The organism is Streptomyces sp. NL15-2K, assembly GCF_030551255.1.
In the GTDB taxonomy this organism is placed as follows: domain Bacteria; phylum Actinomycetota; class Actinomycetes; order Streptomycetales; family Streptomycetaceae; genus Streptomyces.
In genome coordinates this window covers 7396427-7411618 of the sequence record NZ_CP130630.1, presented here as the reverse complement: position 1 = coordinate 7411618, position 15192 = coordinate 7396427, and the positions used below count along the sequence as shown (strand labels likewise).

Sequence of the window (15192 nt, the reverse complement as noted above, 5' to 3'; positions counted from 1 at the left end):
ACCCCGAGATGGGGTGTGTGGGTCAGATGTGCCCGTCTTCCAGCATTTCGGTCACAAGGGCCGCGATCTGGGACCTCTCGGACCGCGTCAGCGTGACGTGGGCGAAGAGCGGATGTCCCTTCAGCTTCTCGACGACGGCGACGACACCGTCGTACCGACCCACCCTCAGGTTGTCCCGCTGGGCCACGTCATGGGTGAGAACCACCCGTGAATTCGCGCCGATCCGGGACAGAACGGTCAGCAGGACGTTCCGCTCCAGCGACTGCGCCTCGTCCACGATCACGAACGCGTCATGGAGGGAGCGACCGCGGATGTGGGTGAGCGGGAGCACCTCCAGCATCCCGCGCGCGGTGACCTCCTCGATGACCTCGCGGCTGGTGACCGCCGACAGCGTGTCGAAGACCGCCTGCGCCCAGGGGCTCATCTTCTCGGACTCGGAGCCGGGCAGATAGCCGAGCTCCTGCCCGCCCACCGCGTACAGCGGCCGGAAGACCATCACCTTCTTGTGCTGACGGCGCTCCAGGACCGCCTCCAGACCCGCGCACAGCGCCAGCGCCGACTTGCCGGTGCCGGCCCGGCCGCCCATCGACACGATGCCGATGTCCGGGTCGAGGAGCAGATCGAGCGCGATGCGCTGCTCGGCGCTCCTGCCCTTGATGCCGAACGCCTCCCGGTCGCCGCGCACCACACGGACGTTGCCCTCGGGAGTGACCCGCCCGAGCGCCTTGCCGCGCTCCGACTGGATCATCAGGCCCGTGTGCACCGGCATGTCGGCGGCCTCGGGGACGTAGACGTGTCCCTCCTCGAACAGGATGTCCACCTGCTCGCCGGGCAGGGTCAGTTCGGACATTCCGGTCCAGCCGGAGGCGTCCGTGATGGCGAGCTCGGCGCGGTACTCCTCGGCGAGGAGTCCGACGGAGGACGCCTTGATCCTGAGCGGCAGATCCTTCGACACGACCGTGACGTCGAATCCCTCGGCCTGCAGGTTGCGTGCGACCGCGAGGATGCGCGAGTCGTTGTCACCCAGGCGATAGCCGCTGGGCAGCACGCTGGGGTCCGAGTGGTTGAGCTCGACACGGACGGTCCCGCCCAGGTCCCCGATGGGAATGGGGGCGTCGAGGCGACCGTGCCGTACCCGGAACTCGTCGAGCAGGCGCAGGGCCTGCCGGGCGAAGTAGCCGAGTTCGGGATGGTGCCGCTTGGCCTCCAGCTCTGTGACCACGACGATCGGCAGCACTACTTCATGCTCGTCGAAGCGGTTCAGAGCGTGCGGGTCGGCCAGCAGGACGCTGGTGTCGAGAACATAAGTGCGCCGGTCTGGCTTGTGGCGCTTTGTGCTGGTCACCACGGAAGGACGTACCCCCTCGGATGAGGTCGGGGAGCGACGGAGTGGAGCTGGACCGGTCGACGGCCGTCTGCACGGGCCGAAAACCGGCCCTCCGCCTTCGTCCGTGCTGTGACCGCACGATCGGGCTGGTGCAAAGGGCCTCCCGGGCGGACGGCCCCGTGCCGCCCGCTGAGATCCGACACCCGTGGTTCGGGCGTCGACCTGCTTGCCTTATGCCCTCGAACATGCGGTGCCATGCCAGCGCATATGACGGCGCGCTGGTGAACTCCTTGTTACTTCCGTCCCAAAAGGGGGTACTCAGGCGCGCTTCGGAGACCGAGGAGCCCTGTGGAGCCCTGGCGGGGATGAGGCTGGATCGCGTCCCTCAGCCGCCGTAACGGCGGTGGCGCGCCGCGTAGTCACGCAGGGCGCGCAGGAAGTCGACCTTGCGGAAGGCCGGCCAGAAAACCTCGCAGAAGTAGTACTCCGAATGGGCGGTCTGCCACATCATGAATCCGGACAGACGCTGCTCACCGCTGGTACGGATCACCAGGTCGGGGTCGGGCTGGTCGCCGGTGTAGAGGTGACGGCCGATCATGTCGACGTCGACGGACTCGGCGAGCTCCTCCATCGAGGTGCCCTTGTCGGCGGCGTCGAGGACCATCGAGCGGACCGCGTCGGCGATCTCCTGGCGGCCGCCGTAGCCGATGGCGACGTTGACGAGTATTCCGTCGACGTGGGCCGTGGACTCCTCGGCTTCCTTGATGGTGCGCTGCATCCCCTGCGGCAGCATGTCGAGCGTGCCGACATGGTGCACGCGCCAGCGGCCGTCGGTGGCGAGGGAGCGGACGGTGTCCTCGATGATCCCGAAGAGCGGGGCGAGCTCTTCCTGGGGCCGGCCGAAGTTGTCGGTGGAGAACAGCCAGAGGGTGACGACCTCGACGTCCGTCTCGGTGCACCAGCCGAGGAACTCCTCGATCTTGTCCGCACCGGCCCGGTGACCCTGGGCGGTGGTGGAACCCGCGGCCTTCGCCCAGCGCCGGTTGCCGTCCACGATGACGCCGATGTGCTTGGGCACCTGGGCGTGGTCCAGGTGGCCTTCCACCCGGCGTGCGTACAGCCTGACGAGCAGGCCGCGCAGTGTGTCGCGCAGGTTCACGTGATTGTCAGCCCCTCCGTGCGGTGGCGGTCCCCGCGAAGCGAAGGGTACCGGGGCTGTGGTGGGCGTGTCTTTTTGGGTGGGGGTGGCTTGGGCCCCTTGGGTGGGGGGTGCGTCTGCATGTCGGCGACTGCGGGTTGTTTGTGGCTGGTCGCGCAGTTCCCCGCGCCCCTTGGGGGGGCACGGGTGCCGCCCCTTGAGGGGTGCCCCTTGTACGCGGAGAAAGAGACCCCTCGTGGGCAGAAAAAACGGGCCGGTCCGTGGGGGGGAGACGGACCGGCCCGAGGGGGGGCTTCCACCATAACCCTTTGTAAGTGATGCTGCGTGCATCGGCGTGCCACAACTACTCTCCGGAGTCGGGCGGCGACGGGGCGGTGGCCGCTCGGGGGCGGTTTTGTGGCTGGTTCATGGCCGGATCTCGGCGGATTCGGGGCGGAGCCGTGAGGGAACCGGGTTCCCTCGCCCGGGTGACACTGGGCGCGAACGGCCCCTTGACGCCCGCAGAGGAATGCGACGCCGCGCAGCGCCCTCCACTGCGCGGTGCCGCCCGCGCAGCTTTGCGGACAAGAACTGACCTAATCACCTCCTAGCGTCGGGCCATGACCTTGAAGATCACTTGGGAGCAGGTGAACGCGCGGCGGCTGGAACGGCAGTTCCTGGTCGCGCCGGCCGAGGCCGGAACGCCGGTCGCGGACGTCGTCCGCGCGATGCTCGCCGCGCACGCGCAGGTGCTGTCCGCGGCGGAGGTGTCCGTGGGGGTGCGGGGCACCGGGACGACACGGGGGGACGTACGCGCGGCGCTCTGGGAGGAGCGTTCGCTGGTGAAGACGTACGGTCCGCGCGGGACCGTGCATCTGCTCGCCACCGGCGACCTGCCGCTGTGGTGCGCCGCGCTGCCGGCCCTTCCGGTCGGCGCGAGTCCCTTCCCCGCGGACGTCCGGGTCGGTGAGGAGCAGGCCGGGCAGATCGTGGCGGCGATCGGGGACGCCCTGGAGGGTGTGTGTCTGACCCTCGACGAGCTGGGCGAGGAGGTCGTCGCCCGCACCGGTTCCTGGGCCGGTGACCTGGTGATGCCCGCGTTCCAGGACCTGTGGCCACGCTGGCGGCAGGTGATGCTCCCCCATAGCCCTAAGGGCATGGGGGGACCCCCACGGCCGGCCATTCGGGCGCGCTGTGCTTCGCGCCGAACCGGGGCCGCAAGGTGACGTACACCCGCCCGCCGCACTTCGACCCGCTGCCGCCGGGGGAGGCGGTGCGTGAGCTCGTACATAGCCCTAAGGGCATGGGGGGGTGCCCCTATCTGTTTCGTCAACCCCGGGGGGTCGGCTTGTAGGGGTTGATCGTGGTTTTCGGGAACGTCCCGCGAAGCGGGATGTTCCTGGCGGATCGGGTGGCTGATGGGCATCCCGGTGGCCGGCAGGGCCGGAGTGGCCGTGCCGGTGCGCGGGCGTGATGGGGCTTGGAGGGTAGGGGCGGTGGAGTCGTCAGGCGGCGAGGTCGACGTCGTTCGGGGTGCGTGCTTCGTAGAGGGCCCCGGTGCGGATCATGGCGTGGATGACGTTCACGCGCTGGCGGGCCAGGCGGAGGATCGCCTGGGTGTGGGTCTTGCCGCGTGCGCGTTGCCGGTCGTAGTAGATCCGGGAGGACGGGTCGGCTTTGCAGCCGATCGCGGCGAACGCGGCCTGGAACAGGGCGCGTTTGAGGAGCCGGTTGCCGCGGTGGGGTGCGTGCTCGCCGCGGATGGAGGTGCCCGAGGACTTCGTGGCGGGGGCGAGTCCGGCGTAGGAGGCGAGGTGTCCGGCGGTGGGGAAGCCGGTGCCGTCGCCGATCGCGACGATCACGGCCGCTGTGGTCCTGACGCCCAGGCCGGGCAGGGAGGTCAGGAGGTGGAAAAGAGGGAGGGCCTCCAGCAGGGCGGCGATCTCCTGCTCGGCCTGGCGGCGCTGGGTGTGGGCGGCGGCGAGCTGGGCGGCGAGTCCCGGCACGATCAGCGCGGATGCCTCGGTGCCCGGCACGACAAGGGTCTGCTCGGCGAGCGCGTCGAAGATCTCTGCGGTCAGGTGGTGGGCCTTGCGCGAACCGTGCACCTTGAGCAGGGCCTCGCAGCGGGCCCGGCCCAGTTTCCTCAGTCTCGCCGGGGAGCCGTGCCGTTGGAGGAGCGCCTGGATATAGGGGTAGGCCAGGCGCGGGCCGAGCACACGCTCGAGAGAGGGGTGGATCTGAGAGAGCAGGCCGCGCAGCCGGTTGGTGGCGCGGTTGACCTCGCCGGCCAGGTCGTTGTCGTAGCCGGTGAGCATGGTCAGCTCGGCCAGCACCTCGTCGTCGCGGTCCACCGCGCGCAGGGTGTGCGGCATGGTGCGGGCGGTCTCGGCGATCACGAACGCGTCGCGGGCGTCGGTCTTGGCCTCGCCCGGGTGCAGGTCGGCGGCCCGCCGCATCGACAGCCCGGGCAGGTAGGCCACCCGGCAGCCGGCCGCGCGGGCCACCGTCAGCGGCAGCGCGCCGATGTTGGCGACCTGGTCCACGATCACCAGGACAGTGCCGAACTTCGCCACCAGCCTGGTGAACAGCTCCAGCAGTTTCGGCTCGGTGTTGGGCAGCCGCTTGTCGTGCACGGTTCTGCCGTCTTCGGTCCGGCCGTGGGCGTGGTGGAACTCCTTGCCCAGGTCCAGGCCGAGGAAAAGATCTATCGCGGTCGTGTCGACCATGTACGCGTGCCCCTCGCCACTCGTCTCCTCAACTCCCGGCCGTCCCTGCGGCACCACACGCCGGCAACCACGTTACGCAGACATGCCACCAGTGAAACGGCCCGGCATTGCGCCGGACCAGGCGGTCGTCAGGCCCCTCATCAGCGGTCAAGCGGTGCCCCGAAGCCCGGCGGCAACACCCCCCAGGTCATCCGTACGACAGGGGGCACACAGCCATACCGGACCCGGGGGCCAGGCGCCCCATTGCGGGGCCACGAAAAAGGTAACGGGGACCCCCACGGCCGGCCAGTCGGGCGCGCTGTGCTTCGCGCCGAACCGGGGCCGCAAGGTGACGTACACCCGCCCGCCGCACTTCGACCCGCTGCCGCCGGGGGAGGCGGTGCGTGAGCTCGTACGGCGGTATCTGCACGCCTATGGGCCGTCGACGGCGGCGTTTTTCGCCAAGTGGCTGGCGGCGCCGGGCGGTTGGGCCGGCGGGCTGTTCGGGGAGCTGGCGGCGGCGGGCGAGATCGAGGAGGGCGTCTTCGAGGGCACGCGCGCGTGGGTGGTCGCCGGCGACACCGCCTTCCCCGACGAGCCGGTCCGGGGCGTGCGGCTGCTGCCGTATTTCGACGCGTACGGCATCGCCGCGCAACCCCGCGAGCTGCTGTTCCCCGGGGAGGCGTACCGGCGGGCCCTGGCGGGCGGCCAGGCCGGGAACTATCCGGTGCTGCTGGTCGACGGAGTGGTGGCGGGGGTCTGGCACCAGCGCCGCCAGGGACGGCGTACGACCGTCACCGTGGAGCCGCTCGGGAAACTGACGGCGCGGCAGGAGCGGGAGTTGGGCAAGCAGGCGGCGCGGGTGGGCGAAGTGTTGGAGGCCCGGGCCGAGTTGCTGATCGGGGAGGTGACGGTGGGGCCGCACGCGTGAGGGTCACGAGCGGGGCTTGCGGGCCTCGAAGAGGTGGCGGGTGCTGTGCGCGACGAAGGGGCCCTCGGACTCGATCCGCTCGTGCAGGGCTCGAAGTCTGGGCTCGTAGGCCTGGACGGTGAAGCCGGGGACCATCCAGATCACCTTGCGCAGGAAGTGGACGACGGCGGCGATGTCGTAGAACTCCATGCGGAGCCGCTCGGCGCGCAGGTCGACGATCTCCAGGCCGGCGGCCTCGGCGCCCTCGCGCTCCCGGTCGGGGTGGCGGGCGCTGTGCCGCTGGTCGGGCTGGGGCCCGAGGAAGTACTCGACGAGCTCGAAGGCGCTGCCGGGGCCCACGTGCTGGGCGAAGTACGTGCCCCCGGGCTGCAGCACACGGGCGATCTCCGGCCAGTCGGCGCGCACGGGGTGCCGGCTCACGACGAGGTCGAAGGTGTCGTCCGCGAAGGGCAGCGGCGCGTCCTCGGGCGAGGCGACGACGGCGACGCCGCGCGGGCGGAGCAGGGCGCCGGCCTTTGCCACGTTCGGCGGCCAGACCTCGGTCGCGACGGTGAGCACGGGGGCCTTCGCGGCGGCGCCGAGAGCGAAGTCCAGGACCTCCCCTCCCCCGGTGTGGATGTCGAGCGCGGCTGACGCACCGGCCAACCGCCCTGCCATCGACCGCGCGTACCCCCAGGAGGGCCGCGCCTCGGTGGCCCGCCCCTCGAACCAGGAGAAGTCCCAGCCCTCGGTGGGAACGGCGGCGCCCTCGGCGACGAGGTTCTCGAACGTGCGGGTGTGTCGGGAGACCATGGGGTTGATCGTCGCAGGCCGTTGTCAGTGCCCGCTGATAATTTTCGCGGCATGACGCAGACCACGGACCCCGGGATCACGGGCATGCCCTACGCGGGCGGCGAGAAGGAGACCCTGCACGCGAGTCTGAACCGCGTGCGCGAGGCGGTGCTGTGGAAACTGGAGGGGCTGGACGACGAACAGTTGCGCCGCCCGATGACACCGTCGGGCACGAGTCTGCTCGGCCTGGTGAAGCATCTGGCGTCCGTCGAGTACGGGTGGTTCGTGGAGAGCTTCGGCCGCGAGGTCGAGCCGCTGTGGTTCGACCCCTACAAGGGCGAGGACATGAGCGCGGCCGACGGCGAGACGACCGAACAGATCGTCGCGTTCTACGGCCGCGCCCGCGCCGCCGCCGACCGCACGATCACCGAGCTGCCCCTGGACGCGGTCGGCCGGCCGCGGTGGCGGGACCACGCCGTCACCCTGCGCTGGGTCCTGGTCGACCTGATCGAGGAGACGGCGAGACATGCGGGGCACATGGATGTGGTGCGGGAGCTGATCGATGGGGGGACGGGGGATCATCGGCCGGGGTGAGCGGTGTCGCCGGGGGCCACGCCTCCGGGTCGGCGTCGGTCACGGCCGAAGCCGTACGTCAGCCGTACGTCGTTCACGGCACCAGCGGCCGGACCTCCTCCGCCGCGAACCGCAGGAAGCCCTCCGGGTCCGGTTCGTCGGCGGTCGGCTGGAGGATCACCGTGTCGGCGCCGGCGTCCGCGAGTCGCTGGACGGCCTTTGCGACGGCGCCGGCGTCCCCGGCGACGCCGAGGTCCGGAACGGACTCCTGGCCCTCTTCCACGAGCTCGGCGCGCAGCCGGGCAGCGGCGTCGGGGCCGGTGGCGGTGAGGAGGTAGACGATCACCTTGTGGGGGTCGGTGCGGCCGGCCGCCTTCCGTCCCTCGTCGATGAGTGCGCGCGCCCGTCGTACGCCGTCGGGCGCGGTGGAGGCGGTGAGGACCGTACCGTCCGCGGCCTCACCGGACAGGCGCAGTGTGCGCGGCCCGGTGGCCCCGGCGAGCACCTCGACGGCACCGTCCGGCGGCCAGTCGAGGGCGACGTCGTCGAGCTTGACGTACCGACCGTCGGTCGTGAGCCGCTCCCCGCGCAACAGGGCGCGCAGCGCGACGAGATGCTCGCGGAGCAGAGTGAGCGGGGACTCGGCGCGCGCGCCGACCTGCCCCATCCAGCTCTGCACGCCGTGCCCGACGCCCAGGACGGCTCGCCCGGGGAACATCCGGTGCAGCGTGGCCGCCTCCATCGCGGTGATGGCGACGTTCCGCAGCGGCACGGGCAGCAGCCCGACGCCGATGCGCACCCGCTCGGTCCAGGCGAGGGCGGCCGCCGCGGTGGAGATCCCGCCCTCCCGGAAACAGTCCTCCCACAGCCAGAGCTCTTCGAGCCCGGTCTCGTCGGCGAGTTGGGCGAGCGCGCGCAGCCGCTCGGGGGGAAGTTGGGGTCGGAACACGGCACCGAGTCCAGTCATGAGAACTTCCTACCGACCGAGACCGTGTCGGACAACATCTTTACGAGTCAGTCGCCCCATCGGGGGCGGCGGCCGGGTGAGGGGGCGGTATGCGGCGGTGGAGTGATGGGCGGGGGACGTTGGTCGTCCATGGGGGTCAGGGGCCTGTTTCGGTTCCGCTGGAGATCGCGGCGTCGTATCGGGCCCGGACCAAAGGGTTGTTGGGCCGTGACTCCGTCGACGGGGCGATCCTGCTCTCCCCCGCCAACAGCGTGCACACCTTCCGTATGCGCATCCCCATCGATGTCGCCTACCTCGACCGCGACCTCGAGGTCGTCGCCGTACGCACCATGACGCCGGGGCGGCTGGGAATGCCGAGGGTGCGGGCCCGGCATGTGCTGGAGGCGGAGGCCGGGGTGATGAAGGCGTGGGGTCTGCGGGCCGGGGTGCGGGTGGAGGTGGAGGTGGTGACCGGGTAGGGGGCGTCGCGGGGCGTCATGCGGCCCGGACGTCTTCGGCCGGCGCGACGGGCTCAGGGGGCGGGCTCAGAGGCGGGCTCACGGGCGGGCTCACGGGCGGGCTCACGGGCGGGCAAATGTATCCGTTTGGGCAGCAAGAGCGGGGTGGCGAGCAGGAGTACGCCGGACATGGTGATCGCGGCGAGCGGGCTGGTGAGTGTGGCGAGAATGCCCCAGATCACCATCAGGGCGGCTTGTAGGAGTTTGCTGATCGCACTCCATGTACTGAGGACCTGGGCGGTGTGATCCGCGGGAATCCGTTGCAGGCGTTCTGTTGCGTAGATCGGATTGAAGATGCCCATGCAGGTGATCATCAGGCCCTCGACGACGATCACGGTGAGGAGCCCGGGGATGCCGGGACGGATGAACGTGAGGCCGAGTGGGAAGAGCGATCGCAGCCAGCCGGAGACGGTCATGACCCGGTGCCGGCCGTAGCGGGTCACGAGGCGCGCGGAGAGGCGGGCGCCCACGAAGCCGCCGAGCGCCGGGATGCCGAAGGCAAGACCGTATTGCCAGGCCGGGAAGTGGTACTGGCCCAGCAGGAGGACGGACAGGAGCGGGGCGGTGGCCATGATGAGGCCGCCGACCAGGATTTGGTTGAGGAACAGGCGCCTCAGTGCGTGGTCGCGGAGGATGAACCGCCAGCCGCCGAGAAGGTCGGCCCCGCGCAACCTGGTGGCCCGGCCACGGGGTGCCGCGACGTCGCCTCCGCGGATGCGGAGGACCCCGAGCGCGGACAGCAGGTAGCTGAGGGCGTCGGCCATGACGGTGACGACCGGGCCGAGCAACCCTATGAGTGCACCACCGAGGGGCGGGCCCGCGGCGGTCGCCACCCAGCTCGTGCCCTCGAACCTCCCGTTCGCCACGAGGAGGTGATCGCTGGGGACGAGATACTTCAGATACGCGCCGGACGCGGCAGTGAAGGCGATGCTCGCGGTCCCGGAGATGACGGAGACGACCAGCAGCTGGCCGTACGAAAGCAGGCCGAGGACGTACGCGATCGGGACACTTGCCATCGCGACGAACCGGATGAGGTCCATCGCGATCATCACCGGACGTTTGGCCCGGTGTTCAACCCACGGCCCGAGCGAGAACGCGACGATCGCCGCGACGGCGAGCCCGACCGCCTCCAGGAGCGACACGGCGAATGCCGAGGAGTGCAGCACTCCAACCGCGATCAGCGGGAACGCGCCGAAGGCGATCCACGTACCGTACGTACTGACGGCGTAGGCCGACCACAGCCAACCGAAACCGCGCCCCAACCGCACGCCCATGCGACTCCCTCGCGACAACCGATGTCCGGGTCTCCGCATCACACCGGCCGCACCGCCGCGGGATCAAACAACCGACTCCCGGGCGAGCCACAACCATCGGTTGGGCACGTCTAGGCTGGCTCAATGGATACCGAGGCGGTGCGGTCGTTCGTCCGCGCGGCCGAGCTCGGACAGCTGCGACACGCCGCCGACGAGCTCGGCGTAACGCAACAGGCCGTGTCGAAGCGGATCGCGACCCTCGAGCGCGAACTCGACGTCCGGTTGTTCACCCGCACCGCCCGCGGGGTCGAACTGACACTCGACGGCCGGGCTTTCCTCCCGCACGCCCGGAACATCATCACGGGTGTCGATCGCGCCATCACCGCGATCCGACCGGGCTCGCGGGCCCTTCGGATCGACGTTCTCGGCCTGCGATCCGCGCAGGCCGTCATCCTGCACGACTATTGGCGGTCGCATCCCGAAACCGACCTCGACGTGGTGACTCTCAGGGTCAACGACCCGCGTGTCGCGGTCACCGCCGTCCAAGCGGGCGACATCGACGCCTCGTTCCGCTCGGTCACCGACCCGGCCACACTGCCGCGCGAGGTGCGAATGATCCACGCGTTCGACTCCCCGCTGGAACTCCTCGTCGGCCCGAGGCACCCCCTCGCCTCCGCACGAACACTCACACCGTCCCAGCTGCGCCGGCACCGGATCTGGGTGCCGGGTATCGCGCCGGGAAGCGAATGGGCGGAGTTCTACGATCAGCTCGCCACCGACTTCGACCTCCGCATCGACGCCGCCGGCCCGCACTTCGGCGACGAGGTACTCCTCGACCTCCTCGCGGACTCCGCGGACGTGGCAACCCTCGTAGGCTCGCGCGACCGGTACACCTGGCCGACGAACCACGACCTACGCCGCATCCCGATCGTGAATCCGACGCTCGCATACCCGCTCTCGCTCATCCTCCCCCGAGCGAATCCGCACCCAGGCCTCCAGGCGATCATCAACCACTTCGGAAGCCTGGCACCGCTCCCCGAGACGGCCTGGCTCCCCTCCTGGGGGTCCCGGGCGACGACACCACGCCGCAGCGACGGAACCATGGAAAACAACCTGTCGGGTCGCTAGAGGGGCAGGCCGTGCAGGAGGTCCGTCACGCGGGTGGGGTCGGGCGGGCCGAGGTGGCCGGCGTTCGGGAAGTTGTGGACCGTGAAACGGTTGTCCGGGGTGAGTTCGTCGGCTTCCGCGATCATTCGGTCCTGGAGCTCCGTGGCCACGGTCCTGTCCTTGCCGAACCGCAGATACGTGCGGGGAATCCGCCCCCACGTCCCCGCCCGGCCGACGGCCCGCCCCGCGTACACCGTCGTCGACTCGTCCGTCTGCATGCCCTCCAGTACCCGCAGGAACTCGGCGTCCGTGTGGTCCGCGCAGATCATCTCCTTGAACGCCGCGAGGTCACGGCGGTCGGAGGTACGCCAGTTGAGGCGCACCACCCCCAGCTTCTCCGGGTCTCCGATGATCCGGTCCACGGGGCTTATGGCGCGTTGTCCCTCGGGAGAGGCCGTACAGGCGTCGGGGGAAGGCATGCTTCGGCTGGGGCAGAACGCGGCCATGTAGCAGATGTGCGCAAGGTGTTCGGGTACGGCGTCGGCGACCCTGCTGACCGAAGCACCGCCCAGGCTGTGCCCGACCAGCACCACGGGACCGCCGAGCCGCGCGGCACGGCGTACGGCACCGGTGACGCGCCGCTCGAAGTCGTCGAGGGTGAGCGCGGCGACCGGCGAGGCTTCCGTCGCGAGAGCCCGGAGGTCCTGCGTCTGGTAGGCCTTCGGCATGAACCGCTCGGTGCCGTGCAGGGGTTGGTCCACGGCCACGACGCGATGTCCGCGCAGGGCCAGTTCCCTCCCGATCGCCGTCCAGAACGCGCCGGCGCTGTGCGTGCCGTGCACGAGGACGTACGTACGCACGCCGGTGTGGGGACGTCGTGCGGTGCCGCCGCCCTCGGTCGCCGCCCGAGCGACTCCCGCGCCGACACCTACGGCGAGTGCGGCGCCGCCGGCCGATGCGGCGAGCCGCCGTAACGCGTGGCGTCGCGACGGTGCCGAGGGGTACGGGGCCGTGCCGTGCGTGTCCGTATCCGTGGCCGTGTCCGTGTCCGTGTCCGTGTCCGTGTCCGTGCTGCTGTCTGCGGCATGCGCGCCGCCGTTGTTTCCGTTGTCTGCCATACCGACGAGCCTAGGAACGCACTTCGGATGCCACGATGGCCCTGCCCACCCAGCCGATGGTGCACTTGCCGACACCTCCGGTCATCGCCGTTCGCACCATGAGGCCGGAGCGGCTGGGACCGTGGAGGTGGTGGCCGATCAGGACCTGTACCACCGGCCACGGGTTCAGTGCCACGCTCCCGACAGCCGCCGAGTGACGACCGAGCTGAGGATCCGCACGCCGTGTGTCGAGCCCGGGTCGATGCCGGTGAGTTCCCGTACGCGGCGCAGGCGGTAGTCCAGGGTGCGCGGATGGACGTTGAGGGCCGCTGCCGCCGCGCCACGGTTCATGTCACAGCGGTAGTACGCGTCGAGCGTGACGAGGAGGTCCGGGCCGGGTTCGAGGCGCCCGGCCACGGTACGGAGCCATTCGTCGACGAACGGCATGTCCGCGACGGCGAGTTCGACGAAGACGTCCGCCATGGTGTGCGGCCGCAGCCGCGCGGACGCCCGACGCAACGGGGCCGCCCTGCTGATCCGCCGGGCGCGGTCGAGGGCGTCGGCGAGTTCGGACAGCGGCCCAGTCGCGGTGCCGGCGGCGCAGGGGCGGCCGAGAGCATCGGCGAAGTCCCGTACGAGATCGTGTACGAGGTCAGGTACGAGGTCGGTTACGGCGCGCAGCCGTACCGCCTCGGTGTCGCCGGCCACGGCATCGGCCCCGCCATCGGTCCCGGCCCCGGCATCACTGGGCACCAGGGCGATCAGCTCACCGCCCCGGCCTCCGCCCCTCGGGCACCACATCACCGGCACCTGATGAGTCTTCACCAGTGCCTCGATCTCGCTCTCCAGGTCACGGTCGCCGACGGGGCGGTCCGGCACCCGGATCACCGTCACCGCGTAGTGCTCGGGCAGCTCCATTCCCACGACCGGGGCGAGTTCCGCCGCTGTGGGGTCTCCGGCCAGCAACGATCTGGCCAGCAAGGCGACTTGTTCGACGTACGGCAGACGGCGTCGCAGCACCGTGACGAAGCCGTTGCGGTAGGCGCCGATGCCGCGCTCGCCCTGCGGGGCGAACCAGCTCATGAGCCGCATAAGTTCGTCGACGCTGCCGCCGCGTTGGGCGTCGGTCGCCTCGTTGATCTCGCGCAGCATGAGGGCGGTGTGCAGTTCCAGGACCCGCTGCCGGGACTCGAACGACATTCCGGCCCCGGCCCGCAGTTCGCCCATCGACGCGATGTAGCCGAGGTCGTCCTCGGTCAACTCACCGTTGTCCGGTGACAGTTCGACCGTGCGGCGCCTGAACCACACGGCGTAGTCCAGCGCCTCGGACCTGGCCCGGGGGTTCGCGTCCAGGAACCCGAACTCCGGGATCTCACGCACGTACGTCTCGACCTCCCGGCGTGCGTGGGCCGACGCCTGCCGGGCTAACTCGGCGAAGAGGCTATCCATGGCCGTGAGCATGCCATTGCGGGGAACGCGTCGACAGGCGAAAACCGGACGGCCATTTATCACTATGGGTGAAAGCGTGAAGAGTGTGTAGGCGGCGTTTTTGTCACAGCGCGCAAAGTTCCCTTATCGGGGCGTTCTTGTCACTCGATCCGCTTGTCGGGGTGAGTCGGTGCGGGCTTAATGGGAGCCGGAATTCAGTCCGTGAATGGCGCTCGTTCAAACGGAGGGGAAACACCGATGAAAGCAGCAATCAGAACAGGAACGGGAACAAGAAAGAGAATCGCGGCGGCGGTCGCGGTCCTGTCCGCAGGGGCCGCGCTCATGCTGAGCGCGCCGGGCACCGGCTCCGCCGCCCCCGCCGCCACCCCCAGCCTGCGGGCGTTCGGGATCACCGGCGACGGCACCCTGATGGCCACGTTCACCACCGACAAGCCGAGCGAGCTCAACTGGGTCAAGGCCATCACTGGCCTGGTCGGCGACCAGAAGCTGATCGGGATCGACTACCGGGTCCAGGACGGCCTGATGTACGGCGTCGGCGACCAGGGCGGCATCTACACGATCAAGACCCCGCCGGCCACCAGCGACGTCGTCATCACCAAGGTCTCCCAGCTCCAGGTCGCGCTGTACGGGACGAACTTCGACATCGACTTCAACCCGGCGGCCGACCGGCTCCGCGTGATCAGCGACAACGGCCAGAACCTGCGGCACAACCTCCATGACCACACCACGGTCGAGGACACCATCCTGACCACGCCGCCGAACACCGGGCCGACCCGGGGCGTCACCGCCGCGGCATACACGAACAACGACCTCAACGCCGCGACCGCGACCACGCTGTTCGACATCGACACCACGAAGGACCAGGTCGTCATCCAGGCGCCGGCCAACAACGGCACCCTCTCCCCGACCGGCTCCCTGGGCTTCGACGCCGGCCCCAACGCGGGCCTGGACATCTTCAGCTACCTGACCAACGGCAAGACGACCTCGGTCGCCGCCTTCGCCACGCTCACCCCGAAGGGCGCCGCCACGCCGTCCCTCTACAGCGTCAACCTCTTCACCGGCGAGGCGACGCCGGTCGCCCAGGTCTCCCAGTTACCACTGAACATCACGGACCTGGCCCTCACCCTCACGGGCAGCTGACCACTCCTGGAGGCCACGGTCTCGTCCGCCACAGGGGGAGGCCGTGGTGACGACGGGCGACAACCCGGGGAACGGCACATGGAAGCACGACGCCTCCGTCCACACCCCGCCGTACCTGCTGAAGGGCGACCGACCGAAGATCACGTCGGTGTTCGACAAGGGGCGAGTGTATGGCGACAGCGGAATGCGTTCACCTACAAGGCCGGCCCGTCCGCCCTCGCGGAGGCCTCCGGT

The 15192-nt window shown here is 70.2% G+C and carries 12 protein-coding genes and 2 pseudogenes; 6 read left to right on the top strand and 8 right to left on the bottom strand.

From position 1 onward, the window contains the following. Positions 1-22 precede the first annotated feature (22 nt). Positions 23-1348, bottom strand: a complete 1326-nt coding sequence (locus Q4V64_RS33565; RefSeq protein ID WP_124439490.1) for a PhoH family protein — start codon at positions 1346-1348, stop codon at positions 23-25. A 364-nt stretch (positions 1349-1712) separates the two neighbouring features. After that, entirely contained in the window at positions 1713-2486 is a 774-nt protein-coding gene (locus tag Q4V64_RS33560) for an isoprenyl transferase (protein ID WP_124439492.1), read from the bottom strand. Positions 2487-3085: 599 nt separating this feature from the next. Here Q4V64_RS33560 and Q4V64_RS33555 point away from each other — a divergent pair. Beyond that, positions 3086-3741: pseudogene (locus tag Q4V64_RS33555) on the top strand (crosslink repair DNA glycosylase YcaQ family protein); the annotation flags it as partial. Between the two features lie 229 nt (positions 3742-3970). Here the strand turns inward: Q4V64_RS33555 and Q4V64_RS33550 are convergent. Then, entirely contained in the window at positions 3971-5194 is a 1224-nt protein-coding gene (locus Q4V64_RS33550) for an IS110 family transposase (protein ID WP_124445779.1), read from the bottom strand. A 280-nt stretch (positions 5195-5474) separates the two neighbouring features. On the opposite strand from Q4V64_RS33550, the pseudogene Q4V64_RS33545 reads away from it, so the two are divergent. After that, positions 5475-6104 (top strand): annotated as a pseudogene (locus Q4V64_RS33545) (winged helix DNA-binding domain-containing protein); the annotation flags it as partial. A 3-nt stretch (positions 6105-6107) separates the two neighbouring features. On the opposite strand, the gene Q4V64_RS33540 reads toward Q4V64_RS33545, so the two are convergent. Further along, a complete protein-coding gene (locus Q4V64_RS33540) occupies positions 6108-6896 on the bottom strand; it encodes a class I SAM-dependent methyltransferase (RefSeq protein ID WP_124439496.1) in 789 nt (262 codons plus the stop codon). Between the two features lie 51 nt (positions 6897-6947). On the opposite strand from Q4V64_RS33540, the gene Q4V64_RS33535 reads away from it, so the two are divergent. After that, positions 6948-7469 (top strand): DinB family protein, encoded by a 522-nt coding sequence (locus Q4V64_RS33535; protein WP_253266888.1) that lies wholly within the window; start codon positions 6948-6950, stop codon positions 7467-7469. Between the two features lie 73 nt (positions 7470-7542). Here the strand turns inward: Q4V64_RS33535 and Q4V64_RS33530 are convergent, their stop codons facing one another. Next, a complete protein-coding gene (locus tag Q4V64_RS33530; protein ID WP_124439497.1) occupies positions 7543-8415 on the bottom strand; it encodes an LLM class flavin-dependent oxidoreductase in 873 nt (290 codons plus the stop codon). An 89-nt stretch (positions 8416-8504) separates the two neighbouring features. Between Q4V64_RS33530 and Q4V64_RS33525 the strand changes: the two genes are divergently transcribed. Beyond that, positions 8505-8873 (top strand): DUF192 domain-containing protein, encoded by a 369-nt coding sequence (locus tag Q4V64_RS33525; protein ID WP_124439498.1) that lies wholly within the window; start codon positions 8505-8507, stop codon positions 8871-8873. A gap of 53 nt (positions 8874-8926) precedes the next feature. Here the strand turns inward: Q4V64_RS33525 and Q4V64_RS33520 are convergent, their stop codons facing one another. After that, complete coding sequence (locus tag Q4V64_RS33520) at positions 8927-10186, bottom strand: MFS transporter (RefSeq protein ID WP_124439499.1); 1260 nt, start codon at positions 10184-10186, stop codon at positions 8927-8929. Positions 10187-10309: 123 nt separating this feature from the next. On the opposite strand from Q4V64_RS33520, the gene Q4V64_RS33515 reads away from it, so the two are divergent. Continuing rightward, entirely contained in the window at positions 10310-11293 is a 984-nt protein-coding gene (locus tag Q4V64_RS33515) for a LysR family transcriptional regulator (protein ID WP_124439500.1), read from the top strand. Here Q4V64_RS33515 and Q4V64_RS33510 read toward each other — a convergent pair. Together Q4V64_RS33510 and Q4V64_RS33505 are read right to left on the bottom strand one after the other, a co-directional pair. Further along, positions 11290-12390, bottom strand: a complete 1101-nt coding sequence (locus Q4V64_RS33510) for an alpha/beta fold hydrolase (protein ID WP_124439501.1) — start codon at positions 12388-12390, stop codon at positions 11290-11292. The genes Q4V64_RS33515 and Q4V64_RS33510 overlap by 4 nt on opposite strands. Before the next feature lie 165 nt (positions 12391-12555). Beyond that, the gene (locus Q4V64_RS33505) at positions 12556-13818 is read right to left on the bottom strand and encodes a PucR family transcriptional regulator (protein ID WP_124439502.1); all 1263 of its coding nucleotides are present in this window, start codon (positions 13816-13818) and stop codon (positions 12556-12558) included. A gap of 321 nt (positions 13819-14139) precedes the next feature. On the opposite strand from Q4V64_RS33505, the gene Q4V64_RS33500 reads away from it, so the two are divergent. Continuing rightward, on the top strand, positions 14140-14958 hold the full coding sequence (locus Q4V64_RS33500; protein WP_253266889.1) for a DUF4394 domain-containing protein: 819 nt from the start codon (positions 14140-14142) through the stop codon (positions 14956-14958). Positions 14959-15192 lie beyond the last annotated feature (234 nt).

What these genes read in the sequence shown, in the direction of transcription:
- Q4V64_RS33550 (WP_124445779.1), bottom strand. Translation starts at nt 5,194, where the DNA reads ATGGTCGACACGACCGCGATAGATCTTTTCCTCGGCCTGGACCTGGGC.
- Q4V64_RS33540 (WP_124439496.1), bottom strand. Translation starts at nt 6,896, where the DNA reads ATGGTCTCCCGACACACCCGCACGTTCGAGAACCTCGTCGCCGAGGGC.
- Q4V64_RS33535 (WP_253266888.1), top strand. Translation starts at nt 6,948, where the DNA reads ATGACGCAGACCACGGACCCCGGGATCACGGGCATGCCCTACGCGGGC.
- Q4V64_RS33530 (WP_124439497.1), bottom strand. Translation starts at nt 8,415, where the DNA reads ATGACTGGACTCGGTGCCGTGTTCCGACCCCAACTTCCCCCCGAGCGG.
- Q4V64_RS33525 (WP_124439498.1), top strand. Translation starts at nt 8,505, where the DNA reads ATGCGGCGGTGGAGTGATGGGCGGGGGACGTTGGTCGTCCATGGGGGT.
- Q4V64_RS33520 (WP_124439499.1), bottom strand. Translation starts at nt 10,186, where the DNA reads ATGGGCGTGCGGTTGGGGCGCGGTTTCGGTTGGCTGTGGTCGGCCTAC.
- Q4V64_RS33515 (WP_124439500.1), top strand. Translation starts at nt 10,310, where the DNA reads ATGGATACCGAGGCGGTGCGGTCGTTCGTCCGCGCGGCCGAGCTCGGA.
- Q4V64_RS33510 (WP_124439501.1), bottom strand. Translation starts at nt 12,390, where the DNA reads ATGGCAGACAACGGAAACAACGGCGGCGCGCATGCCGCAGACAGCAGC.
- Q4V64_RS33505 (WP_124439502.1), bottom strand. Translation starts at nt 13,818, where the DNA reads ATGGATAGCCTCTTCGCCGAGTTAGCCCGGCAGGCGTCGGCCCACGCA.
- Q4V64_RS33500 (WP_253266889.1), top strand. Translation starts at nt 14,140, where the DNA reads ATGCTGAGCGCGCCGGGCACCGGCTCCGCCGCCCCCGCCGCCACCCCC.